Raw genomic sequence first — 22,640 nt, forward strand, 5'->3', positions numbered from 1 at the left:
CGCGCGCTTCCCTCTCCCCTTTAGCGGGAGAGGGTGGCCCGCGAGCTACGTCGGGAGAGGGGAGCGACGGTGCCGGAACCGGCGCTCCCCTCACCCGACCCTCGCTCACGCGAGGGGCGCCCGCCCCCGCAGAGGGGGGAGGGAAATCAGCGGCTTTCATGAAACCCCGCCTTTCACTCCAACCATGCCTGTGCGGGCCGCGCATCGCGCCCTTGCCTTCGCAGCAGCCCTTCGCCAAGCTGAACGGCCAACCTCCGAACACGACCTCCGGCCGCGGCGGGCCTTCGCGCACGGTCCTTCGAGCATCAGAGTCAAGCGATGAGAGTCACTGTCGAGCGCGCGGCCCTCCTTCGGTCGCTCGGCCACGTGCACCGCGTCGTCGAGCGGCGCAACACGATCCCGATCCTCTCGAACGTGCTCCTGCGCGCGACCGAGGCCGGCCTGCAACTGCGCGCGACCGACCTCGACATCGAGGTGACCGAGACGGTGGCCGCCGACGTGTCGGACCCCGGCGCCACCACGGTGCCGGCCCACGTGATCTACGACATCGTCCGCAAGCTCCCCGAGGGTGCGCAGGTGTCGCTGGAGACGGGCGGCGAGTCCGGGCAGATGACGATCCGCTCCGGCCGCTCGCGCTTCGCGCTGGGCGCGCTGCCGGAGGGCGACTTCCCGGACCTCGCCGCGGGCGAGCTGCCGCACGCCTTCGCGATCGCGGCCGCCGACCTGAAGCGGCTGATCGACAAGACGCAGTTCGCGATCTCGACGGAGGAGACGCGCTACTACCTCAACGGCATCTACCTGCACACGATCGAAGTCGAGGGCGCCCTGAAGCTCAGGGCAGTCGCCACTGACGGCCACCGCCTCGCCCGCGTGGAGATGGACGCGCCCGCGAGCAGCGCCGGCATGCCGGGCATCATCGTGCCGCGCAAGGCGGTGGCCGAGATCCAGAAGCTCGTCGACGATGGCGGCGAGAGCGTTTCCATCGACCTCTCGCCCGCCAAGATCCGGCTTCGCTTCGCCAGCGGCGTGACCCTGATCTCCAAGCTGATCGACGGCACCTTCCCCGACTACCAGCGGGTGATCCCGGCCGGCAACGACAAGCGCCTGACCGTGGAGCGCGAGCCCTTCGCGCGCGCCGTCGACCGGGTCTCGACGATCTCGTCCGAGCGCGGCCGCGCGGTGAAGCTCGGGCTGCAGGAGGGGCGCCTCGCGCTCTCGGTCAACAACCCGGATTCCGGCAGCGCCACGGAGGAGCTCGACGTCGACTACGAGGCGGCCAACCTCGATATCGGCTTCAATGCCCGCTACCTCCTCGACATCACGGGTCAGCTCGAAGGCGACACCGCGCTGTTCAAGCTCGCCGATCCGGGCTCCCCGACCCTGATCCAGGACCGCGAGGGCGCCTCGGCGCTCTACGTGCTGATGCCGATGCGGGTGTGAGCGGAACGCTGCTTCCGCAGAGCGAAGCCGCGACCTCGGACACGACCGGCGGCGAGGCCCAGCGGCTCACCCGCCTGATCGCGCGCGACTTCCGCAACCACGCCGACCTCGACCTGTCCCTGAGCGGGCGCTTCGTCGCGCTCGTCGGCGAGAACGGGGTGGGCAAGACCAACATCCTGGAGGCGATCTCGCTGTTCGCGCCGGGCCGCGGTCTGCGGCGCGCCGAGTTCTCGGCCATGGCGCGGACCGGCGGCCCCGGGGGCTTTGCCGTGTCGGTGACGCTCGCCTGCGACGGGGCCGAGCATCGCCTCGGAACGGGGTGCGAGCCGCCGGGCTTCGATCGACGCACCGTGCGGCTCTGCCGGATCGATGGGGCGCCCGCGCCTTCCCCCGTAGCCTTCTCGGAATTCCTGCGCGTGGTCTGGCTGACGCCGGACCTCGACGGGCTGTTCCGTGGACCGGCAGGCGATCGCCGCCGCTTCCTCGACCGGCTGGTGCTCGCCGTGGATGCCAGCCACGGCGCCCGCGTCTCGGCGATGGAGCGGGCGTTGCGCTCGCGCAACCGCCTGCTGGAGGAGCGGCCGAACGACGGCCAGTGGCTCGACGCGATCGAGCGCGAGGCGGCCGAGCTCGGCGTCGCGGTGGCCTTGGCCCGCCGCGAAACCGCCGAGCGCCTCGACCGCCTGATCGCGCAAGGCCGCGACGACGCCCAGCCCTTCCCCTGGGCGGCCTTGCGGCTGGAGGGCGACCTCGACGACCTCGTCGCGGTCTGGCCGGCGATCGAGGCCGAGGACCGCTTCCGCCTCGCGCTTGCCCGAGGCCGCCACCGCGACCGCGCCGCCGGCCGGACGCTGATCGGGCCGCAGACCACCGACCTCGTCGTCCGCCACGGGCCCAAGGACGTGCCGGCCGCGACCGCCTCGACCGGCGAGCAGAAGGCGCTGCTGATCGGTCTCGTGCTGGCCCATGTCCGCCTCGTGCGGACAATGAGCGGGATCAGCCCGCTGATCCTGCTGGACGAGGTCGCCGCCCACCTCGACCCGCGCCGCCGCGCCGGCCTGTTCGAGGCGCTGGACGCCCTGCCGGGGCAGGTGTTCCTGACGGGCGCGGACCCCGCCGCGTTCGAGGGCCTGGGAGACTCGGCCGAGATCGTGCGGATCGGCTGATCGCCCTCGACGCGTCGGGCTCAAGCCATCGCGGATCGGATGTCGGTGCGCGAGAAATCGTCACCGATGAACAGCAGGGGCACCTCGTGGACGCGTGCGCAGGCATAGGCGAAGCAGTCACCGAAATTGAGCTGCGCGGGATGGCCGCGGCCCTTGCCGTAGCAGGCATGGGCGGCGAGAGCGGCGCGGCTCTCGGCGGCGGCGATCGGCACCAGCCGGACGCCGGCGGCCTGGAGGAACCGCTCCACCTGCGATTGCGAGACCGCGATGTCCTGTTTCAGTTTGCGCGAGAGCGCGGAAACGGTCTCGAAGATGGCGAGCGCCGAGGTGATCGGCGCCTCGGCGTCTTCGAGGCATCGGATCAGGGTCGTACCCTCCGGCTCCGCACTCAGGATCGCGACCATGGCGGAGGCATCGAGGAACATTACGCGTCGTTCAGGCCGTCGTAGAAAGCCTTGTCGGCCTCCAACCCCGTCCTCGGCACGGCGGCGATCTCGTCGAGCAGGGGCCGCAGCCGTTCGGCCAGCGGGACCATGCGATCCCGCCGTTCCAGCTCGTTGGCCAGCGCCAATCGCACGGCTTCGGTCTTGCTGACGCGGGCCAGGGAAGCCAGCTTGTCGGCGAGGCGATTGACCTCCTCGCTTCGGATATTCAGGGGCATCGTGCGCGCCTCCGTGTAGGCAGACGAACACTAATGTATACGCACCGTGGCGGCAAGCCGCGGCATCACCCGGGACAGGCATGACCTCACGACTCGACGACGCTCGGCGCGCCCTCAAGACCACCTTCGGCTACGACGATTTCCGCCCCGGTCAGGCCGAGGTGATCGGCGCCGTCCTCGACGGGGCCGACGTGTTCGCGGTGATGCCCACGGGCTCGGGCAAGTCGATGACCTACCAACTCCCGGCGCTGGTGGAGGATTCGCTCACCGTCGTGGTCTCGCCGCTGATCGCGCTGATGCATGATCAGGTGCAGCAGATGCGCGGTTTTGGCGTGGCCGCCGCCACCCTGAACTCGTCGGTGGCCGAATCCGCCTCTCGCGAGACGTGGCGGATAATCCGCGCGAACGAATTGCGGCTGCTGTTCGTCTCGCCCGAGCGGCTGCTGATGGAGGGCTGCATGGAGGCCCTGCGCGGGGCCGGCGTGCGGCGGCTCGCCGTCGACGAGGCGCACTGCGTCTCGCAATGGGGCCACGATTTCCGGCCCGAGTATCGCGCGATCTCGCGCGCCCGCGAGGCGCTCGGCGACGTCCAGACCGTTGCGCTCACCGCCACCGCCGACAAGGCGACGCGGGCCGAGATCGCCGAGCGGCTGTTTCCCGAAGGCCGCGACCTGCGGACCTTCGTGCACTCCTTCGACCGGCCGAACATCGGCCTGACGTTTGCCGCCAAGGACAACCCGACCCGGCAGATCGAGCGGTTCCTGAAAGCGCGGCGCGCGGAGAGCGGGATCATCTACTGCTCGTCGCGCAAGCGCACGGAGCAGTTGGCTGAGTCCCTGAAGAAGGACGGCTTCAATGCGTATCCCTACCATGCCGGCCTCGACCAGGGCACGCGGATGAAGAACCAGGACACCTTCCTCCAGGAGGACGGGGTGGTGATGACCGCCACCGTCGCCTTCGGCATGGGCATCAACAAGCCGGACGTGCGCTTCGTCTGCCACGCCGACATGCCGGGCAACGTCGAGGGCTACTACCAGGAGATCGGCCGCGCCGGCCGCGACGGCCTGCCCGCCGACACGCTGACCCTCTACGGCCTCGACGACATGGCGCTCCGCCGCCGCCAGATCGACGAGAAGGAGGTGCCCGACGAGCGCCGCCGCGTCGAGCGGAGGAAGCTCGAGGCGATGATTTCGCTATGCGAGGGCGCGGCCTGCCGCCGGCAGTCGCTGCTCGCCTATTTCGACGAGGCGAGCGGCCCGTGCGGCCGGTGCGACCTCTGCCGCGGCGGCGTCTCGCTGATCGACGGCACGGTCGCGGCGCAGAAGATCCTCTCGGCGATCGTGCGCACCGGGCAGCGCTACGGCGCGGCCTACGTCTGCGACGTGGTCCACGGGAAGGAGAGCGAGCCGATCCGCCGCAACGGCCACGCGCAGCTCAAGACCTTCGGCGTCGGCGCCGACAAGCCGGTGGCGGCGTGGCGGGCGATCCTGCGCCAGCTCTTCGCCGCGGGCGCCGTCGCCGAGAACGCCGACGGCTTCGGCGGCCTCACCATGACCGACAAGGGCGAGGCGATCCTGTTCGGCCGCGAGCCGGTGCAACTCCGTCCCGATCCCGAGCCGAAGGCGGCCGAGCCGCGCGAGCGCCGCCGCGCGGCCACGCGCGATGCCGGGTCGGATGCCCTGAGCGAAGCCGACGAGGCGCTGTTCCAGCACCTGCGGGGCCTGCGCGCCACGATCGCGCGGGCCGACAACATCGCCGCCTTCATGGTGTTTCCCGACCGCACCCTGATCGAGATGGCCAAGGGCAAGCCGGTCGATCTCTACGCGCTGCGCACCGTCCACGGCGTCGGCGAGCGCAAGCGCGAGGCCTACGGGGAGCGCTTCGTCGCGGCGATCGCCGAGTTTTTGGCGCATCCGCCGGCCGCGTGAGGCGGTTTCCGGATGAATGGTTCGGTGGCGCGCCGATGTCCCGGACGCCTGGAGCGCGAGCGGCGGGTGATCCGGGACGTAAGCGCAACGTAGGGCCGCATCGGCGGTTCGACACGAACGGCGCAGGTGTTATCGACCCTTCGCTGGGTCTCCTTGCCGGGTCCTGGATCGGGCTCCGCCGACGCTCCACCCGTCCGGGGAAACGCGCGCTTCGGGAGCCAAACGGATCGACCGGAAACGGTATGCCTCTGATCACAAGGAACCCCGGATCGAGCGCGGGTCCCCTCTCCCGTCCGGGAGAGGGACAGGGTGAGGGGCGCGGACTGTCCCGATAGACTTGGTCCCTCACCCCAACCCGCTCCCGAATGGGAGAGGGGGCCTGTCGCGCCGCCTGGGATTCGCTCGGTGACGCTGTATATGAGGCGCGCCCATGCCCTTTCGCTCGTGCCGACGCCGATTCGTCGTGTAGGCACCTGCCCCCGCCGTGCCCGCCGTACCGAACGGATCGTTTCGTCATTACCCGATTCAGCGATCCACCGGCCTCGACCCCTGCGCCGCGCGACCGGCAGGGGCGCGGGTCCGTTCTCGTAAGGGGGGACGGGCAGGAGGCGGGGCGTGGGCTCTCCGGACAAGTCACGTCCGTCACCTCAACGCCTTCCCCCTGGGAGAGACAGCCGTCCGACGCCGATCACCGAAGCACCGCCGCGCGCCAAGTCTTCTACCTCCCCGGCTTCGATCCCCGCGAGCCCGAGACCTACTGGGGCCTGTTCCGGCGCGAGAGCCGGCTGACGGCCGCGCGCCGCGGGCTCGACATCGCGGTGGGCGATGCGGTTCGCGCGGCCGACGGGCTGAGCCTCGACTGGACCATCGACTCCGCCGGGACGCGCACCCGCTACGGCCTGCTGCGCTGGGACGACATCGTCCGCGCCCGGTTTCCTCGGCCCGACTGGCGCCGGCTCGCCGCGGTGCCGGCGCTGCTGCGGCGGCTGCGGCGCTCGGGCTACGAGCGTCGCCTGCGCCGGGAGGCGCGCAGCTTCGCCCTGGTGATCTTCGGGGTCCACTACCTCTACCTGCTGTTCGTCGCTCTCAGCCTCGGGGCGGGCTGCCTGCTGCCGCTCCTGCTGCCCGCGGCTCTGCGCCCGTGGTCGCTCGTCGCCGTGCCGGTCGCGGCCTACGCCATCCTCGCCGCGCTGATGGCGATCACCCGCGGACGACCGTTCTACTGCGCCCACCTCGTCGACGACACCGCGTTCACCCACGACCACGCCGCGGGCCGCGAGCCGCGGATGCCGCCCCGCCTCGACGCGCTCGCCGCCCGCATCCGTGCGGCGGAGGGGACCGCCGACGAGATCGTGGTGATCGGCCATTCCTCGTCGAGCTTCCTCGGCATCGAGCTGCTCGACCGGGTGCTCGCGGCCGACCCCGGATTCGGCACCCGCGGGACGCCGGTCTCGTTCGTGACGCTCGGCAGCGTGATCCCGTGGATCGCACTGGATGCCCCCGCCTCCGGGATGCGCGCGGCGCTGGCGCGGGTGGCGGCCGCCGGCCACATCGGCTGGCTCGACGTGCGCGCGCCCTGGGACTGGCTGTCGATCCACCTGCGTGATCCGCTTACCGCCTCCGACGTGCCCTCGCCGGGCAAGGGCCGGCCGGCGACGATCTACGTGCGCCTGGAGGACCTGATCGAGGCCAGGCTCATCCGGCGCCGGCGCTGGAACCTGTTCCGGATGCACTTCCAACTGCTGATGTCGAGCCGCGACAGGCAAGGGTTCGACTACCTCGCCTTCGTGACCGGACCGGAGCCGGTGCATGCGACGATCGAACGGCTCGGGACGGCGCAGGCCGGATTCGCACCCGGGATGGCGGTCCGGATCGAAGCCTGAGCAGTCCGCGCCTTGGACGGAAACCTTTGTTCCACCAATCGATTGTTGCCAGCGCGGTCGCTTACCCTCTACAGGCGCACTGGCATCGTTCCTGCCGCCGGCCTGCGCGTTCCCGTGCTCTGCATCGACCGGACCGCCCGTGCCGGGGTCGCGGTTCTTCGGGTCCTCCTTCTTTCGAGACCTCCATGTTCCGAAACGATGTCCCGATCACCGCCGAGCTCGTCCGCCAGCACGGCCTGACGCCGGAGGAATACGACCGCTTCCGTGGCCTGATCGGGCGCGATCCCACGTTGACCGAACTCGGCATCGTCTCGGCGATGTGGAACGAGCACTGCTCCTACAAGTCATCGCGAAAACACCTGCGCGGGCTGCCGACCACGGGCGCGTGCGTGATCCAGGGGCCGGGGGAGAACGCGGGCGTCATCGACATCGGCGACGGGCTCGCCTGCGTGTTCAAGATGGAGAGCCACAACCACCCGAGCTTCATCGAGCCCTACCAGGGCGCGGCGACCGGCGTCGGCGGCATTCTTCGCGATGTCTTCACGATGGGGGCCAGACCCATCGCCGCCCTCAATGCCCTTCGCTTCGGCTCGCCCGACCATCCCCGCACCCGCCACCTTGTCTCGGGCGTAGTCGCCGGCATCGGCGGCTACGGTAACTCCTTCGGCGTGCCGACGGTGGGGGGCGCGTTAGGATTCCATCCGCGCTACGACGGCAACATTCTGGTCAACGCCATGGCGGTCGGCCTCGCGAAGACGGATGCGATCTTCTACGCGGCGGCGTCGGGCGTCGGGAATCCGATCGTCTATCTCGGCTCGAAGACCGGCCGCGACGGCATCCACGGCGCCACCATGGCGTCGGCCGCGTTCGACGCCGAGACCGAAGCCAAGCGCCCGACCGTGCAGGTCGGCGACCCCTTCGCGGAAAAGCTCCTGCTGGAGGCCTGCCTCGAACTGATGGCGTCGGGCGCCGTCGTCGCGATCCAGGACATGGGGGCTGCCGGGCTCACCTGCTCGGCGGTCGAGATGGGCGCCAAGGGCGACCTCGGGGTGGAGCTCGACATCGAGAAGGTGCCGGCGCGCGAGGACGGCATGACGCCCTACGAGATGATGCTCTCGGAGAGCCAGGAGCGGATGCTGATGGTGCTCAAGCCCGGCATGGAAGCACAAGCCGAGGCGATCTTCGTGAAGTGGGGCCTCGACTTCGCGGTGATCGGGCGCACCACCGACACGCTCCGCTTCGTCGTGAAGTGGCACGGCGAGACGGTGGCCGACCTGCCGATCAAGGAACTCGGCGACGAGGCGCCGCTCTACGACCGGCCGCACGTCGCCGGCACCCACCGGCCCGTGATCGCCGCCGCCGACGTGCCCGCGCCGGCCTCGTTGACCGATGCGTTGAAGCGCCTCGTCGGCTCGGCCGAGCTGTGCTCGAAGCGCTGGGTCTACGAGCAGTACGACCACTTCATCGGCGGCAACACCGTCCAGAAACCCGGCGGCGATGCCGCGATCGTGCGCGTCGAGGACGGGCCGAAGGGACTCGCGCTCACCGCCGACGTGACGCCGCGCTACTGCGAGGCCGACCCCGTCGAGGGCGGCCGGCAGGCGGTGGCCGAGGCGTGGCGCAACATCACCGCGGTGGGTGGGCGCCCGCTCGCGATCACCGACAACCTGAACTTCGGCAACCCGGAGAAGCCCGAGGTGATGGGCCAGCTCGTCGGCTGCCTCCAGGGTATCGGCGAGGCGTGTCGCGCGCTCGACTTCCCGGTCGTGTCCGGTAACGTCTCGCTCTACAACGAGACCAACGGGGTCGGTATCCTGCCGACGCCCACCATCGGCGGCGTCGGCGTGCTCGACGACGTCGCGCGCCACGCCACCATCGCGTTGAAGCGGGAGGGCGACGTGCTCGTGCTGGTCGGCGCGGCGGAAGGCTGGCTCGGGCAGTCGATCTACCTCGCCGTCATCGAGGGCCGCGAGGCGGGGGCGCCGCCCCCCGTCGACCTCGCGATCGAGCGCCGCAACGGCGACTTCGTGCGCGGGCTGATCACCGCGGGCCTCGTCGACACGGTCCACGACCTGTCGGACGGGGGGCTCGCCGTGGCCGTGGCCGAGATGGCGATGGCGGGCGGCGTCGGCGCGACGCTGCCCGGGGCGCCCGCGGGCATGCCCGCCCACGCCTACCTGTTCGGCGAGGACCAGGGCCGCTACCTGATCGCCGTCGAGGCAGAGGCCGCCACGGATATCCTCTACAGCGCCTCGGCGCAGGGGATCGACGCGGCCGTGGTCGGCGTGACGGAAGGCGACGGTTTGACCCTGCCGGGGGGCGAGAGCATATCGGTGGCCGAGCTTCGCGCGAGCCACGAGGGCTGGCTGCCCGCCTACATGGCGAGCCTGCCGGCCGCCGCCTGACCGTCACCTGAGGAACCGACCCGATGCCGATGGATGCGCGCGAGATCGAGGCGATGATCCGGCAGGCGCTGCCCGACGCCCAGGTCGAGATCAAGGATCTCGCCGGCGACGGCGACCACTACGCCGCCACCGTCCTGTCCACGGCGTTCAAGGGCAAGACCAGGGTCGCCCAGCACCAGATGGTCTACGGCGCGCTCCAGGGGCGGATGGGGGGCGTGCTCCACGCCCTTGCGCTGACGACGGGCGTCCCGCAGGATTAGATATCCGTTCGACTGTGGTGCCGATGGACCAGCCGAGCCTCTACGACGACGACATCGTGACCTGGGCCGAGCAGCAGGCGGCAGGCTTGCGTGCGCTTGCGGCCCGTCCGGAACTGTCGAACGCACTCGATTGGGAGAACCTTGCCGAGGAGGTCGAGAGCGTGGGGCGGTCTCACGTTCAAGCTGTCGAAAGCCTTCTCGTCCAGACGCTCGCGCATCTTTTAAAGCGAATTTCAGCACCGGACGCGCCGGCTAGTCCGCACTGGCGCCAAGAAATCATGACCTTCCAGATCGCGGCGTTCGCGCGTTACGAGAACTCCATGCATCAGCGCATCCGCTGGAAGAAGGTCTGGAAGTCGGCAATGGTGCTCGCCGATTCCAACCTTCTACCTTACGGCAATGCCCTTCTGCCGGGCCTGCCCCGTGATTGCCCAATCGAGCCGGATGCGTTGCTGGTCGATCCATTCGACCTTGATACTGCGCTGCTCCGGATTGCCCAATCGACCAGGCAGATTGGAGCCTCCACGCCTTGAACGTCATCGCCACAGCCGCCACCATAACCCGATAACGATCAACGAGGACCGAACCCCATGACCGACGTCAACGCTGCAATCGAGACCGAGATCAAGTCCCAGGACGTGGTGGTGTTCATGAAGGGCACGCCCTCGATGCCGCAATGCGGCTTCTCGGGGCAGGTGGTGCAGATCCTCAACTACCTCGAAGTGCCGTTCAAGGGCGTGAACGTGCTGGCCGATGCCGGCATCCGCGACGGCATCAAGGCCTACTCCAACTGGCCGACGATCCCGCAGATCTACGTGAAGGGCGAGTTCGTCGGCGGCTGCGACATCACCCGCGAGATGTTCCAGTCGGGCGAACTCCAGACCTTCCTCGCCGAGAAGGGCGTGCCGGTGAAGGCCGCTGCGGCCTGATCGCCGCGCGATTTGGACGACGAAAGGGCGCCGCGGCGCCCTTTTTCGTGTCCGGGCCGCGCAACATTCGAAGCCGCCGCCGCTTGCTTCCGAGAACGATGCATCGGGATCGGTGGTCATGCACGACGTCATCATCGTCGGCGGCGGTCCCGCCGGCCTCAATGCGGCACTGATCCTCGGCCGTTGCCGCCGGAGCGTTCTGCTCTTCGACCACGGCACGCCGCGCAATGCCGTTGCCCCACTCACCTGGGGCGTGTTCACCCGCGACGGCACGCCGCCGGGCGCGCTGCGCGCCCTGGCCCGGGCGGATCTCGCCCGCTACGAGACGGTCACGCTGCGCGTGGCCGAAATCGTTGTGGCGCGCGCTGTCGAAGGCGGCTTTGAAGTCGAAGCCGCCGACGGCACGACGGCGCGCGGGCGCCGCCTGATCCTGGCGACCGGCCTGTACCAGGACATCCCCGAGATCGAGGGGTTTTCCCGGTACTGGGGCACGGGCGTCCATACCTGCCCGTACTGTGACGGCTACGAGGCGCGCGACCGGGAGGTCGCGGTCTACGCCCACGGTCCGGCCGCGAAGGGCGTCGCCCTGGAACTCACCGCCTGGACTGGCAGCATCGCCCTCTGCACCGACGGGCGGCCGACCGACCTGTCCGAGGACGACCGCGCCCGCCTGTCCCGCAACGGCGTGCGGGTGGTGGAGGCGCCGATCGCGCGCCTCGACGGCGATGCGGACGGGCCGACGCATCTCGTCCTCGCGGACGGTGCCATCCTGCCCTGCCGGGCGGTCTTCCTGATGCCGATGGGTGTCCGGCCCTCCGACCTGATTCGTCAGCTCGGCTGCGAGTTGAACGCGGCGGGCGTCGTTCCGACCCGCGACTACGAGCAGACCAACGTCCCGGGCCTGTACGTGGCGGGCGATGCCTCGCGGCGGGTCCAGTTCGCGATCGTGGCCGCCGCCGAGGGCGCCATGGCGGCCTTCGCCATCAACACCGAGTTGCTGCGCGAAGACACCCGCTGATACGGACGGACCTGCGCCGGACAGCGTGGGGCGAGCGCGCACGCAGGACCGGACGACGCAGCCGCGCGGACGAAACGCCTCCCTCCAGCCTTTCGGACGCGTTTCGGGTGGCTTGCGTAGTCTTGCAGGCTGTCGGAAACACAAGTCGGCGTGCGATTTCGCACTGTGATCCGGCGCGCGCAATGCAATCGTTAAAAAACGGTGTCGGACCGAAAACATTCGGAACTTGTTCAGGCTGTCCCCGTTACTCCCGCACGGCCCAGGTTTGGTGGGCCGGCGGTGCTCCCGCTCCGCTGTCCCTGCAAGGCCGGTCATGCCCGTCTTCGAAGCCAAGAACCTGGGTCCGCAGTTCGAGGGTCAGGCCCTTCTCGCGGCCATCCTGCATCCCACCCGTGCCGCCCAGACGCGCGCCCTGACCCATGGCCGGCAGCGTGCCGAGCGGGCCTCGGCGATGGCAGATCCGATGACGGTCGAGCCGCGATACCCCGTCACGGTGGGCAGTCTGACGTCGACCTCGATTGCATCGACGTAACGTTCGCCCTGGTCTGCCAAGGTCTCACCAGGGCTGATGCGTGATGACGCCCTGACGGGTTACGACGACCCAATCGCGCCCGCGCCTCTCTACGGCCTCCACCCGCCCGACTCCCGGAATCGTATCCCCCGCTGCCACCTCGATGAGGCGGCGTCGGCGATCCTCCAGCATGGCAGTCCCGTCGTAAACGTCGCGCACGGCCCACGATTCGAGGGGCGTCGGCTTAGGCTTGGCCTCGGTGATGCTTCCGGTCTGGCCCGGCTCGACCTTGCTCGGGGACGCTGCCGCGGCCGGTCGCCTCTCAGCCTGCGCGGCAAGCGAGGACAAGCGCGCGCCCTGTTCATGTTCGGCTTGGTCGATCCGCTCGCCGAGCGCGACGATCCGCGCGGTCAGCGCCTGCTCGACCTTACCCATCCTGTCGATCAGCCCGACCCCTCGGGTCCGCGCCTCGCCGCGGGCACTCTCCGCACTCTCCCTGAGGGCGGTCAACGACTTCCCCAGGCGATCGACGTCGACAGCAAGGCCTGCGGCCTCCAGGCGGTGTGACTCGAGCCCGGCACGAACCTCCGTCAGGGCGGCGCCGGTGTGATCGGCGCGCTCGGGCACCGCGAGCACGGCGGCGGCGGCGCCGAGGACCGCACCGAGGACGATGCCCGCACCGGCGACGCCGATCATCAGGGCGTCGATGGGGCGCGTCCGCCCCGCGCCGGTCGGCACGCTTGCTTCCGTGTCGGCGGCTTTCCCCGCTGCCGAGGTTTTCTCCGTACCCTGGCCGCCCGAGACCGCGGCCCTCAGGAGAGCGTCCGGCGAGGCGATGACGGCGGTCCCGTCCGTGGCCGCATCGATGGTCGTCGTCATGGCCCTCACCCCCGCTTCCGGCATGGCTGTCGAAAGCTTCGGTTAAGGACGTTTGTTTACCGAAGGGTTACCGCCTCACGCGGCGAGCCCGCGCTTGCGCAGCAGCGGTTCGGTGCTCGGCAGGCGCCCGCGGAAGCGCGTGTAGGCCTCGCGCGGGTCGCGCAGGTTGCCGGCGCCGTAGACGTACTTGCGCAGGCGGCCTGCCGTGTCTGGATCGAAGATGTCGCCGGCCTCGCGGAACGCGTCGAAGGCGTCGGCGTCGAGCACCTCCGACCACAGGTAGCTATAGTAGCCCGCCGCGTACCCGTCGCCGGAGAAGATGTGGGCGAAGTGCGGGCTGCGGTGGCGCATGGTGATCTCGGCCGGCATCGCGATGCGCTGAAGCGCGTCGGCCTCGAAGGCCGGCACGTCGAGGCCGCCCTCCCCCTGCGCCGACAGGTGCAGCGTCATGTCGACGATGGCCGACGCCGTGTACTCGACGGTGGCGAAGCCCTGGTTGAACGTCCGCGCCGCCAGGAGCTTCGCGAGCAGGGCCTCCGGCATCGGCGCGCCCGTGCGGTGGTGGCGGGCGTGGGCGCGCAGCACCTCAGGCTGCTCCAGCCAGTGCTCGTAGAGCTGCGACGGCAGCTCGACGAAGTCGCCCGAGACCGCGGTGCCGGCGAGCAGCGGGTAGGTCACGTCGGACAGGAGCCCGTGCAGGGCGTGGCCGAACTCGTGGAACAAGGTGCGGGCGTCGTCGAAGGAGAGGAGCGAGGCCTGTCCTGCGGGAGCCCGCGAGAAATTCATCACGTTGACGATGATCGGCTTCACGTCGCCGGTGAGCCGCTCCTGCGAGCGGAACGCGCTCATCCAGGCGCCGCTGCGCTTCGAGGAACGGGCGAAGTAGTCGCCGAGGAAGGTGCCGACCTCGCTGCCGTCACTGTCCGAGACGCGCCACGCGCGCACGTCCGGGTGGTAGCGCGGCACGTCCCGCAATTCCGCGAACGCGAGGCCGAACAGGCGCGAGGCCGTGTCGAAGGCCGCCGCGATCACGCGGTCGAGGGGCAGGTAGGCCTTGATCTCGCTCTCGTCGAGGTCGTGCTCGGCGCGCCGCAGCTTCTCGGCGTAGTGGCGCCAATCATGCGCCTGGAGGGCGAAGTTGCCGCCTTCGGCCTGCACCAGGGCCTGGAGCCGGTCGCGCTCGGCGCCCGCGCGCTGCCGGGCGGGCGTCCAGACCGCGCGCAGCAGGTCCATGGCGGCGTCGGGCGTCGCCGCCATGGTGTCGTCGAGCTTGAAGTGGGCGAAGCTGTCGAACCCGAGGAGCCGCGCGCGCTCGGCCCGAAGCCGCACGATCTCGGCGATGATCCCGCGGTTGTCGGTGGCGCCCCCGCCCTCGCCCCGGCGGATCCAGGCCTCGTAGGCGCGCTCGCGCAGGTCCCGCCGGGTGGAGAACACCAGGAACGGCTCGATCAGCGAGCGCGACAGGGTGATGACGTGCCCGTGCTCGCCCCCACGCTCGGCCGCCGCATCCGCCGCCGCCGCGCGCAGGAAGTCCGGCAGGCCGGCGAGGTCGTCCGCGCCGTCGAGCGGCAGCACGAACCCGCTCTCGTCGGCCAGCAGGTTCTGGCTGAACTGCGTGCCGAGTTCCGACATCCGCGCCGCGATTTCGGCGACCCGAAGCTTGGCCTCCGGGCCGAGATCGGCGCCGGCGCGGCGGAAGCGGGTGCGGTAGCGGTCGAGCACCCGCCGCTCCTCGTCGCCGAGGGCCTCCGCGTCCGCATCCACCGCGGAGATGCGCGCCCAGAGACCGGGATTGAGGTAGATCGCGCTGCCGTGGCGCGCGAGCCGCGGGCCGATCGCCCGCTCGACCGCCTGCAGGTCCGGGTTCGTGTGGCTACCGGTGAGGTTGTAGAACACCCCCGCCACCCGATCGAGGGCGAGGCCGGCCCGCTCCATCGCCGCGAGGGTGTTGGCGAAACTCGGTGCGGCGGTCTCGGTCGCGATCGCCGCGATCTCCGCGTCGTGGGCGGCGAGCGCCGCCTCGAAGGCCGGCAGGAAGTGCTCGGGCCGGATGCGCTCGAACGGCGGCAACCCGTAGGGCGTGCCCCAGGCGCCCTCGGAGAAGGGGTTGTCGCGGGGCAGGCCGTCGAGCTGGGGCGTCGGTGCTACGGGCATTCCGGTTCTCGTCCTTGGGTGCGTTCGCCGACGGGGTGCCGGGCCGGGCCGCGGGCGCGAAGCCGCGGGGGCGGCCTCGTCACGGGAGGTGTTCCGTTAGATAGGCGATCGCGCGCGCGGTGGCATCCGCGGCCTTGCCCGCGGCCGCGAACACCCCGATTGTGCCCGCCCGTCGCAGTCGATCGTTTCGCGCGAAGCGGCCGGGTGGGATGGGGTCATGGGTTCGGATCGCTCTCGCCGCGCCGCGGCGCTCGCCCTCGCGGGCCTCCTGCTTGCCACGGCCGCCGGGGACGGTGCGAGGGGGCAGGCGCGCGAGCGGCCGCCCGAGGCGACGGTCCCGGCAATGCCACTGCCGCCCGAGCGCCCGGCCGAGCTGACGCCCCCGGCTCCGATCTCCGCCCCGGTGCAGACGCCCCGCGAGGCCCCGCTTCCGCCGGCGCGCCCGCCCGAACTCACGCCTGCGCCTCCGGCACCCACGGAAGCCGCGGACACGAAGCCCGGCGCGATGCCGATGCCCCCGCCCCTGCCGCCGGAACGCCCGACGGACCTGTCGGGCGCAGCAGCGCTGGCGCTCAAGGTCGCGGCCCCCGACGACACCGCCTGCCGCGTGCGCCTCAAGCGCCTCGGCGTCGCCTTCGAGGTGCTTCCGCCGATCGTGAACGGCCAGTGCGGCGCGCCGCTGCCGCTCAAGCTCACCGGCCTCGGCGACGGCGTCGGCCTGCCGCAATCCGCGACGCTGACCTGCCGGGCCGCCGAGGGGCTGGCCCGGTGGGCGACCGAGGTGCAGGCGGCGGCCGAGCGCGACCTGAAGCAGCCGCTGAAGGGGATCGAGCTCAGCACCTCCTACGAGTGCCGCGGCCAGAACCACGATGCCGAGGCCAAGCTCAGCGAGCACGCCTTCGCCAACGGCATCGACGTGATGGGCTTCACGTTCACGGGGCGCGCGCCGATCCCCGTCGGGCCGATGCCGGACGGGTCGATGGAGGGGCGCTTCCTCGACGCGGTGCGCTCGCAGGCGTGCGGGTTCTTCCGCACCGTCCTCGGCCCCGGCGCGAACGCCGAGCACGGCAACCACTTCCACCTCGACGAGCGCGAGCGCAGCGGCGGCCACCGGCTCTGTCAGTAGGCCGCGGCGCGCGGCGCGTGCGTGCGCAATCCTGTGGGTGGCGGATCATGGCGCCGGAACGCCGACGCGTCTTGGATGCTTGTCGCGTCGGAGCGGATCGGCTCCGGGAGTCACAATCCATCATGACGCGCGCGCACTCGATGCGGGCCGGCCTCGCGGCCGTCGCGGTTTCCTGCATCGCCCTTCCCCACCTGACGGGGGCCGCCCGCGCGGCGAAGGGCGACGCGCCCGCACCCTTGAACGCCGAGGCGATCACCGGCGCGACCTTCGCGGCCCCGGCGAAGGACGAGTCGAAGAAGAAGGCGGCCGAGACCGGGAAGGCGGGCGACCGGCCGGACCCGCTGACGATCAAGGTGCAGGTGCTCCTCGACCGGGCGCGGTTCTTCCCCGGCGCGATCGACGGGCGCGACGGCGAGAACCTTCAGGGTGCGCTCTCGGCCTTCGCCGTGGCGCAGGGGCTGCCCGCGACGAAATCCCTCACGCCGGAGGTCTTCGAGAAGCTCGCGGCCCCGGGCGGCGCGCCGGTGGTGGGCGACTACACGCTCACCGACGCCGACGTCGCCGGGCCCTACGTCGACAAGATCCCCGCGAAGATGGAGGAGCAGGCCGATCTCAAGGCGATGAGCTACACCAACCCCCGCGAGATGCTGGCCGAGCGCTTCCACATGAGCCGCGACCTCGTGAGCGAGCTCAACCCGGACAAGCCCCTCGACAAGGCCGGCACGGTGATCCTCGTCGCGGGGGTGGAGCCGATGGGCACCGACAAGCCGAAGGCCAAGGATGTGCCGGGCGCTCTGAAGGTGGAGCGCGTGGAGATCGACAAGACGCACCACGACGTGCGCGCGTTCGGGCGGGACGGCAAGCTCGTGGCCTACTATCCGGCCTCGATCGGCAGCGAGGAGAAGCCGGCCCCGAGCGGCGAGACCAAGGTCAAGAGCGTGGCCTTCGAGCCGTTCTACACCTACGACCCGAAGTACCGCTTCAAGGGCGTGAAATCGCGCGAGAAGTTCTCGATCCGGCCTGGGCCCAACAACCCGGTCGGCCTCGTCTGGATCGACCTCGCACTGCCCTCCTACGGCATCCACGGTACGCCCGAGCCGGAGAAGGTCGGCAAGACCGAGTCGCACGGCTGTATCCGCCTGACCAACTGGAACGCCCGCGACCTCGCCGCCCACGTGGCGAAGGGCACCAAGGTCACCTTCAAGGACGATTAGGTTGCGGTTCTCAGCGGCGCAGCAGGCTGGCTGTTGCCACCATGGCGGCGTCGCACAGGAAGGCGAGCGCGGCGGTGGCTGCGGCCCCCTGGAGCATCGGCACGGTGTTCTGGTTCTGCAGGCCGGCGACGATCGGCGTGCCGAGGGTCGCGGCGCCCGCGAGCGCACCGACCGCGACGGTCGCGACCGCCAGTACCAGGGCGGTGCGCAGGGTCTCGACGATGGCGGGTGCGGCCAGCGGCAACTCGACGCGGGCGAGCGTCTGCCCCGGCGTCAGGCCCATGGCGGTGGCCGCCTCGCGGGCGTCCGCCGGCACCCCCTCGATGGCGCCGACCGTGCCGCGCAGCGTCGGCATGATCCCGTAGAACACCAGCGCCAGGAGCGTCGGCGGTCCGCCGAAGCCGAGCACCGGCAGGGCAAGCGCCACGACGACGACCGGGGGCACCGCCTGCGCCGCGGCGGCCAGCGCGTCGATGCCGCCGCGCAGCGCACCCGCGTCGGGCCGGGTCGCGAGGATGGCGAGCCCGATTCCGGCGAGCGCCACGAGCCCGAGCCCGACGCCCGCCAGCATCAGGTGGTGGAGCGCCAGCGCGGCGAGGTAGGCCGGAGGCAGCGCCCGCCGCGGCGCCTCGCCGAGGCCGGCGACGATCGCCACGGCCACGGTGGGATGGCTCAGCCCGGCCAGCACCAGCCCGCTGGCCAGCGCGCCGAGCGCCGGGCGAAGGCGCGCCAGGACGCTCATGCGCGCCACCGCCGAGCCGCGTCTTCGGCCAAGCTCAGGCCGCGCTCGACCGCCAGCGATAGGACGATGATCGGGATCGCGCCGAGGAGGATGAGGTCGGGGGCGAACTGCGCCATGCCGTCGAACACGATCCCGCCGAGGCCGCCGGCGCCGACCAGCGCCCCCAGCGTCGCGAGGCCGATGCCCTGCACGCAGGCGACCCGCAGCGCCCCGATCAGCACGCCGGCTCCGATCGGCAATCGGATGTCGAGGAGGATCTGCCGCGGCGTGAGGCCGAGGGCCGTTGCCGCGTCCAGGGTCGCCGGGTCCGGTGCCCGCAGCGCCAGGGCGAGGCCGCGCCACAGGGGCAGCAGCAGGTAGGCCGCGATGCCGACGAGCGCCGGCACCGGTCCGAGGGCGCTGAAGCCCGCCGCGCGCAAAGGAGGAAACGCCCGCAGGAGCCCGGAGGCGAGGGCGACCAGGGCGCCGAACAGCGCCACGGCCGGCACCACCTGGATTCCGCCGACGAGGAGTTCCGCCAAGCCCTGCCCGCGCCGCCACAGCGACAGCAGCACCGCGCCCGCGACCGCCAGCAGCACCGCGCCGCCGGACAGCAGCAGGTGCCGCACCAGCGCCTCGCCGACCGTGCCGCTGCGAGCCGCGAACTCGACGGCGAGCGAGAGCCCGTCCAGGGCACCGGTCCATCCGGCCGCGGCCACGAACAGCGCGAAGCCGACGGCGAGCCCGGCGCCGAGGCCGGGCAGGTTCGTCCGGCGCGCCAGCAGCGCCAGCCAGCCGCCGAGCAGCAGCAGCGCGTACCACGCCCCCGCGGCGAGGCCGGCCCGTGCCGCCGGCGGTTCGCCGGCGATCAGGTCGCCCGCGGTGGAACCCAGGGCGAGGATCAAGAGGGCCAGCGCCACGGCGAGCAGCGCGGTCGCTGCGCGGATGGCCACGCGCCCGCCCGTCCTCGTCAGGAGAGCTGCGCCGACCGCGACGGCCGCCACCGCCTCGATCTCCGGCCCGAAGCCGGACACCGCGAAGATCGGATCACCGACGACGAGGCGGTTCCTGGCGACCCGGAGCAGGGGCAGGGCGTAGAGCGCGGCGAGGAACGCGGCCGCCGGCAGCAGGGCGCCGAGGCGACCGCCGGCCGAGGTCTCAGGCTCCTCGCCCTGGGCGTTGGGCGCCGCGTTCGCTGGTTTCACCCCGTGCCTCAGCCGATGAAGCCGGCATCGCGCAGGTACGTCCGCGCCACGGACTCGGCCACCGCGCCGTCCACGGTGACGCGGGCGTTGAGCCGCCGCAAGCGTGCGGCATCGAGGCTCGCGAAGACCGGGTCGAGCTTCCCGCGAACCTGAGGGTATCGCTCCAGGGTCGCGGCGCGGATGACGGGTGCGACCTCGTAGACGATCTGCGCGCCCTTCGGGTCGCTCATCACGGTCAGATCGAGGGCGTCGAGAGCGCCGTCGGTTCCGTAGACCATGCCGGCGTTGACGCCGCTGATCCCCTGCGCCGCGGCGCGCGCGGTCACCGCCGTGTCGCCGCCGGGCAGGCTGATGATCCGGTCAAGCGGCAGGTCGAAGCCGTAGGCCGCCGCGAAGGAGGGCAGCGCCGCGGGGCTCTCGACGAACTCGGTCGAGGCCGCGAGCAGGATCAAACCGCGGCGGACTGCGCCAGCAAAGTCGGCCATGCTCGCCAAGTGCTCGTGCCGGGCGAGGCTCCCGCGCACCGCGATCAGCCACGTGTTGTTGGCCGGCGCCGGCCTCAGCCAGATCAGGCCGCGCGAACGATCCGCCCGCGCGATCGCGTCGTAGGCGCCCTGTGCCTGCTTCCAGACCGGGTCGGCCTCGGTGCCGGTAAAGAAGGCGCCGTTGCCGGTGTATTCGGGGTAGACGTCGACATCCCCCGATATCAGCGCCGAGCGCACGATCAGCGTCGGCCCGAGGCCGAGGCGGCGCTGCACGGGAAGGCCGAGATCCTCCAGGCACAGCGCGATCATGGCGCCGGTGAGGGCGCCCTCGGTGTCGCTCTTCGAGGCGACCACGACGGCGTCCTGCGCCCAGGCCGGACGCGCGGCGCAGGACGCCGCGAGGCCGGCGAGGATGGCGCGTCGCTGCAAGCCGCCGCCGGTCCGGTTGGCGCGGATCATGGCTTGAGGCCCGGCCGTGCGCCGCTGACCGACAACGAGCCGGCATCGGCTTCCTCGGACTGCGTCCCCCGCGCCGGGAAGGCTCGGCTCATCGTCTGAAAACTCCCTCACCCGTGCAGGCGTACAACCCTATCGCGAAATGTATCGCCATGTAACATTGCCCGACGGAGGGTCCGCGTCGAGCGCTTGACACGCCCGGCGTTCCGGGCGACGCCTCAGCCGGCACACGCCTTCCAAAGGTTGTGCCGGAGCGATGGAACCCATCGGACGGTGCGGGTTCGAGTCTGACAAGCCGCAAGGCGACGTTCCGGCGACGGGATGGATTGAAGGGAAGACATCTCGGCGTGAATGCGGCATCGAACGACGACGTCCTACAAGGTAAGCGGGTGCTCGTCGTCGAGGACGAAGCCGCGATCTCGATGCTCCTCGAGGACATGCTTCTCGATTTCGGCTGCACCGTGGTCGGCCCGGCGGCGCGGCTCTCGACGGCCCTGGAGATGGCCGAGGGCGAGAGCTTCGAGGTCGCGATCCTCGACGTCAACGTCGCGGGTGAGCCGATCTATCCGGTGGCCGAGGCCATCGTGAAGCGCGACCTGCCCCTGGTCTTCTCCACGGGCTACGGCGGCGCCGGCATCCGCGAGCCGTTCCGCGATCGCCCGGTGGTGCAGAAGCCGTTCAGCCAAGCCGACCTCAAGCGCACGCTCATCGGCGCGATCACCGCCCTGCGCGGCTGAGGCCGACGCTCCGCGTGACCGCGTCCTCCTCGCGCGAGCCGGTCTCCACCTTGCTTGAAAACGCTCAGAGACCTTCGATCGGGAACGCGTCCGGCAGGTGCATCGGCCACCGGCCGCGGCCGATGAACACCGCGTCGGCCCGGAGCGTCAGCCCAGCCGCGAACGGGTGCTTCGCAACCCAGCTCCGCACCGCGCGCGAGAACCGTCGCCGCTTCACGGCGCCGATCGCCTCCTGCGCGTCCGCCAGGGAGGCGCGCGCCTTCACCTCGACGAAGGCGATCGTGCCGCCGCGCCGCACGATCAGGTCGATCTCGCCGCCGCCGACGGCGACGCGCAGGGCCAGCGGCCGGTAGCCCTTCAGCATCAGGGCACCGAGGGCCAGCCACTCGGCCCGGCGTCCGCGCCGATCGGTGGTCCGCCGGCGCGCGGCATCAGGCGTCCGCATCGTCCGCGCGCGCCAGCGCCAGTGCGCGATTGTAGACGGCGCGCCGCGGCTGCCCGGTCTCGTCGGCGACGAGGCTCGCCGCGTCCTTGATCGAGTGGCGCGCGAGCGCCGCCCTCAGGGCCGCATCGAGCCCGGCGTCCGTCTCCGCCGTCGGCGCCTCCTCCGCTGCCGCGCCGATCACCACCACCACCTCGCCCTTCGGGGCGCCCTCCGCCGCGAAGGTCTCGTTCAGGCTGCCGAGGGTGCCGCGCCGGATCGTCTCGAACAGCTTGGTCAATTCGCGCGCCACCGCCGCCGGACGGGTGCCGCCGAGGATCGCTGCCGCGTCGGCCAGCATCTCGGGCAGGCGGTGGGGGGACTCGAACAGCACCAGCGTACCGGGGACGCCCGCCAGGGCGGAGAGCCGGTTGCGCCGGGCGCCGCCCTTCTGGGGCAGAAACCCCTCGAAGAAGAACCGGTCGGTCGGCAGGCCGGCCGCGACGATCGCCGTCATCACCGCCGAGGGTCCGGGGATCGGCGTCACGGGAAGCCCGGCCGCGATCGCCGCCTGGACCAGCTTGAACCCGGGGTCCGAGACCAGCGGCGTGCCGGCGTCCGAGACCAGCGCCAGCGCCGCGCCGTCCTGCATCCGCCGCACCATCCGCTCGCGGACGGCCTCGTTCGAGTGCTCGTGATAGGCCACCAGCGGGGTCGTGATGCCGTAGTGCATCAGCAGGGTGCGCGTGACGCGGGTGTCCTCGGCGAGCACCGCGTCGGCGGCCGCCAGCGTCGCCAGCGCCCGGATGGTCACGTCGCGCAGGTTGCCGATCGGAGTCGCGACCACGTGCAGGCCGGGCGTCAGCGGCTCGGCCTCCGTCGCGAGGCCGAAGGCCGTGAACGAGGCGCTCCGATCGGAATTCGCGGGTCTGGCGGGGCGGCGCGCGGGCTCGATTCGCTGTGTCATCGCCGGGACCTTGCCACGGCTGCCGGAGAAGCGGAATTTCCGCGGGTTGCGCGTCCGCGTTTACTTTTCGGATC

General features: G+C 71.4%; 22 protein-coding genes. 13 read left to right on the forward strand and 9 right to left on the reverse strand.

All coding sequences use genetic code 11. From position 1 onward, the window contains the following. Positions 1-318: 318 nt before the first annotated feature. Positions 319-1,440 (forward strand): DNA polymerase III subunit beta, encoded by a 1,122-nt coding sequence (dnaN, locus tag ACFE8Y_RS10900; RefSeq protein WP_375464406.1) that lies wholly within the window; start codon positions 319-321, stop codon positions 1,438-1,440. A gap of 8 nt (positions 1,441-1,448) precedes the next feature. Beyond that, positions 1,449-2,606 carry a DNA replication/repair protein RecF gene (gene recF, locus ACFE8Y_RS10905; protein ID WP_375464432.1) on the forward strand — a complete coding sequence of 386 codons (1,158 nt, stop codon included), beginning with the start codon at positions 1,449-1,451 and terminating at the stop codon, positions 2,604-2,606. Positions 2,607-2,626: 20 nt separating this feature from the next. Here recF and ACFE8Y_RS10910 read toward each other — a convergent pair whose 3' ends face one another. Together ACFE8Y_RS10910 and ACFE8Y_RS10915 are read right to left on the reverse strand one after the other, a co-directional pair. After that, complete coding sequence (locus ACFE8Y_RS10910; protein WP_375464407.1) at positions 2,627-3,031, reverse strand: type II toxin-antitoxin system VapC family toxin; 405 nt, start codon at positions 3,029-3,031, stop codon at positions 2,627-2,629. After that, positions 3,031-3,267 carry a type II toxin-antitoxin system VapB family antitoxin gene (locus tag ACFE8Y_RS10915; RefSeq protein ID WP_375464408.1) on the reverse strand — a complete coding sequence of 79 codons (237 nt, stop codon included), beginning with the start codon at positions 3,265-3,267 and terminating at the stop codon, positions 3,031-3,033. Before ACFE8Y_RS10915 ends, ACFE8Y_RS10910 begins: the two co-directional genes overlap by 1 nt. An 80-nt stretch (positions 3,268-3,347) precedes the next feature. Between ACFE8Y_RS10915 and recQ the strand changes: the two genes are divergently transcribed. From recQ to ACFE8Y_RS10955, 8 genes are all read left to right on the forward strand, one after another. Then, positions 3,348-5,195, forward strand: coding sequence for a DNA helicase RecQ (recQ, locus tag ACFE8Y_RS10920; RefSeq protein ID WP_375464409.1), 1,848 nt, complete (start codon positions 3,348-3,350; stop codon positions 5,193-5,195). A gap of 764 nt (positions 5,196-5,959) precedes the next feature. Next, positions 5,960-7,078, forward strand: coding sequence for a hydrolase (locus tag ACFE8Y_RS10925; RefSeq protein ID WP_375464433.1), 1,119 nt, complete (start codon positions 5,960-5,962; stop codon positions 7,076-7,078). A gap of 185 nt (positions 7,079-7,263) precedes the next feature. Further along, entirely contained in the window at positions 7,264-9,483 is a 2,220-nt protein-coding gene (gene purL, locus ACFE8Y_RS10930; RefSeq protein WP_375464410.1) for a phosphoribosylformylglycinamidine synthase subunit PurL, read from the forward strand. Positions 9,484-9,506: 23 nt separating this feature from the next. Beyond that, on the forward strand, positions 9,507-9,743 hold the full coding sequence (locus ACFE8Y_RS10935) for a BolA family protein (protein ID WP_375464411.1): 237 nt from the start codon (positions 9,507-9,509) through the stop codon (positions 9,741-9,743). A gap of 23 nt (positions 9,744-9,766) precedes the next feature. After that, positions 9,767-10,276, forward strand: coding sequence for a DUF29 family protein (locus tag ACFE8Y_RS10940; RefSeq protein ID WP_375464412.1), 510 nt, complete (start codon positions 9,767-9,769; stop codon positions 10,274-10,276). 57 nt (positions 10,277-10,333) lie between these two features. Then, positions 10,334-10,672 carry a Grx4 family monothiol glutaredoxin gene (gene grxD, locus ACFE8Y_RS10945; RefSeq protein ID WP_375464413.1) on the forward strand — a complete coding sequence of 113 codons (339 nt, stop codon included), beginning with the start codon at positions 10,334-10,336 and terminating at the stop codon, positions 10,670-10,672. Between the two features lie 118 nt (positions 10,673-10,790). Continuing rightward, entirely contained in the window at positions 10,791-11,690 is a 900-nt protein-coding gene (locus tag ACFE8Y_RS10950; RefSeq protein WP_375464414.1) for an NAD(P)/FAD-dependent oxidoreductase, read from the forward strand. A gap of 313 nt (positions 11,691-12,003) precedes the next feature. Beyond that, positions 12,004-12,222, forward strand: coding sequence for a hypothetical protein (locus ACFE8Y_RS10955; RefSeq protein WP_375464415.1), 219 nt, complete (start codon positions 12,004-12,006; stop codon positions 12,220-12,222). A 24-nt stretch (positions 12,223-12,246) separates the two neighbouring features. Here ACFE8Y_RS10955 and ACFE8Y_RS10960 read toward each other — a convergent pair whose 3' ends face one another. Beyond that, on the reverse strand, positions 12,247-13,104 hold the full coding sequence (locus tag ACFE8Y_RS10960; RefSeq protein ID WP_375464416.1) for a hypothetical protein: 858 nt from the start codon (positions 13,102-13,104) through the stop codon (positions 12,247-12,249). A 51-nt stretch (positions 13,105-13,155) separates the two neighbouring features. Beyond that, positions 13,156-15,234, reverse strand: coding sequence for a M3 family metallopeptidase (locus ACFE8Y_RS10965; protein WP_375464417.1), 2,079 nt, complete (start codon positions 15,232-15,234; stop codon positions 13,156-13,158). A 217-nt stretch (positions 15,235-15,451) separates the two neighbouring features. Between ACFE8Y_RS10965 and ACFE8Y_RS10970 the strand changes: the two genes are divergently transcribed. After that, positions 15,452-16,360 (forward strand): extensin family protein, encoded by a 909-nt coding sequence (locus ACFE8Y_RS10970; protein WP_375464418.1) that lies wholly within the window; start codon positions 15,452-15,454, stop codon positions 16,358-16,360. A 122-nt stretch (positions 16,361-16,482) separates the two neighbouring features. Further along, positions 16,483-17,574 carry a L,D-transpeptidase family protein gene (locus tag ACFE8Y_RS10975; RefSeq protein WP_375464419.1) on the forward strand — a complete coding sequence of 364 codons (1,092 nt, stop codon included), beginning with the start codon at positions 16,483-16,485 and terminating at the stop codon, positions 17,572-17,574. 10 nt (positions 17,575-17,584) lie between these two features. Here ACFE8Y_RS10975 and ACFE8Y_RS10980 read toward each other — a convergent pair whose 3' ends face one another. From ACFE8Y_RS10980 to ACFE8Y_RS10990, 3 genes are read right to left on the reverse strand one after another with little or no spacing between them, the layout of a single operon-like run. Beyond that, positions 17,585-18,307, reverse strand: coding sequence for an ABC transporter permease (locus tag ACFE8Y_RS10980; protein ID WP_375464434.1), 723 nt, complete (start codon positions 18,305-18,307; stop codon positions 17,585-17,587). Between the two features lie 5 nt (positions 18,308-18,312). Continuing rightward, complete coding sequence (locus ACFE8Y_RS10985) at positions 18,313-19,500, reverse strand: ABC transporter permease (protein WP_375464420.1); 1,188 nt, start codon at positions 19,498-19,500, stop codon at positions 18,313-18,315. A gap of 8 nt (positions 19,501-19,508) precedes the next feature. After that, on the reverse strand, positions 19,509-20,444 hold the full coding sequence (locus tag ACFE8Y_RS10990) for a glycine betaine ABC transporter substrate-binding protein (protein WP_375464421.1): 936 nt from the start codon (positions 20,442-20,444) through the stop codon (positions 19,509-19,511). Positions 20,445-20,788: 344 nt separating this feature from the next. Here ACFE8Y_RS10990 and ACFE8Y_RS10995 point away from each other — a divergent pair, with 344 nt between their 5' ends. Then, positions 20,789-21,178, forward strand: a complete 390-nt coding sequence (locus ACFE8Y_RS10995; RefSeq protein WP_375464422.1) for a response regulator — start codon at positions 20,789-20,791, stop codon at positions 21,176-21,178. A 64-nt stretch (positions 21,179-21,242) separates the two neighbouring features. Here ACFE8Y_RS10995 and ACFE8Y_RS11000 read toward each other — a convergent pair whose 3' ends face one another. Together ACFE8Y_RS11000 and rsmI are read right to left on the reverse strand one after the other, a co-directional pair. Then, positions 21,243-21,623: a YraN family protein gene (locus tag ACFE8Y_RS11000; protein ID WP_375464423.1), complete on the reverse strand. Its 381-nt coding sequence runs from the start codon at positions 21,621-21,623 to the stop codon at positions 21,243-21,245. Next, positions 21,610-22,566, reverse strand: coding sequence for a 16S rRNA (cytidine(1402)-2'-O)-methyltransferase (rsmI, locus tag ACFE8Y_RS11005; protein WP_375464424.1), 957 nt, complete (start codon positions 22,564-22,566; stop codon positions 21,610-21,612). Before rsmI ends, ACFE8Y_RS11000 begins: the two co-directional genes overlap by 14 nt. Positions 22,567-22,640 lie beyond the last annotated feature (74 nt).

Source organism: uncultured Methylobacterium sp. (assembly GCF_964242245.1).
In the GTDB taxonomy this organism is placed as follows: domain Bacteria; phylum Pseudomonadota; class Alphaproteobacteria; order Rhizobiales; family Beijerinckiaceae; genus Methylobacterium.

Bases quoted from the DNA above. Each gene is read 5' to 3' on its own strand.
- dnaN (WP_375464406.1), top strand. From the start codon at position 319: ATGAGAGTCACTGTCGAGCGCGCGGCCCTCCTTCGGTCGCTCGGCCAC.
- ACFE8Y_RS10910 (WP_375464407.1), bottom strand. From the start codon at position 3,031: ATGTTCCTCGATGCCTCCGCCATGGTCGCGATCCTGAGTGCGGAGCCG.
- ACFE8Y_RS10915 (WP_375464408.1), bottom strand. From the start codon at position 3,267: ATGCCCCTGAATATCCGAAGCGAGGAGGTCAATCGCCTCGCCGACAAG.
- recQ (WP_375464409.1), top strand. From the start codon at position 3,348: ATGACCTCACGACTCGACGACGCTCGGCGCGCCCTCAAGACCACCTTC.
- purL (WP_375464410.1), top strand. From the start codon at position 7,264: ATGTTCCGAAACGATGTCCCGATCACCGCCGAGCTCGTCCGCCAGCAC.
- ACFE8Y_RS10935 (WP_375464411.1), top strand. From the start codon at position 9,507: ATGCCGATGGATGCGCGCGAGATCGAGGCGATGATCCGGCAGGCGCTG.
- ACFE8Y_RS10940 (WP_375464412.1), top strand. From the start codon at position 9,767: ATGGACCAGCCGAGCCTCTACGACGACGACATCGTGACCTGGGCCGAG.
- grxD (WP_375464413.1), top strand. From the start codon at position 10,334: ATGACCGACGTCAACGCTGCAATCGAGACCGAGATCAAGTCCCAGGAC.
- ACFE8Y_RS10950 (WP_375464414.1), top strand. From the start codon at position 10,791: ATGCACGACGTCATCATCGTCGGCGGCGGTCCCGCCGGCCTCAATGCG.
- ACFE8Y_RS10955 (WP_375464415.1), top strand. From the start codon at position 12,004: ATGCCCGTCTTCGAAGCCAAGAACCTGGGTCCGCAGTTCGAGGGTCAG.
- ACFE8Y_RS10960 (WP_375464416.1), bottom strand. From the start codon at position 13,104: ATGCCGGAAGCGGGGGTGAGGGCCATGACGACGACCATCGATGCGGCC.
- ACFE8Y_RS10965 (WP_375464417.1), bottom strand. From the start codon at position 15,234: ATGCCCGTAGCACCGACGCCCCAGCTCGACGGCCTGCCCCGCGACAAC.
- ACFE8Y_RS10970 (WP_375464418.1), top strand. From the start codon at position 15,452: ATGGGTTCGGATCGCTCTCGCCGCGCCGCGGCGCTCGCCCTCGCGGGC.
- ACFE8Y_RS10975 (WP_375464419.1), top strand. From the start codon at position 16,483: ATGACGCGCGCGCACTCGATGCGGGCCGGCCTCGCGGCCGTCGCGGTT.
- ACFE8Y_RS10990 (WP_375464421.1), bottom strand. From the start codon at position 20,444: ATGATCCGCGCCAACCGGACCGGCGGCGGCTTGCAGCGACGCGCCATC.
- ACFE8Y_RS11000 (WP_375464423.1), bottom strand. From the start codon at position 21,623: ATGCGGACGCCTGATGCCGCGCGCCGGCGGACCACCGATCGGCGCGGA.
- rsmI (WP_375464424.1), bottom strand. From the start codon at position 22,566: ATGACACAGCGAATCGAGCCCGCGCGCCGCCCCGCCAGACCCGCGAAT.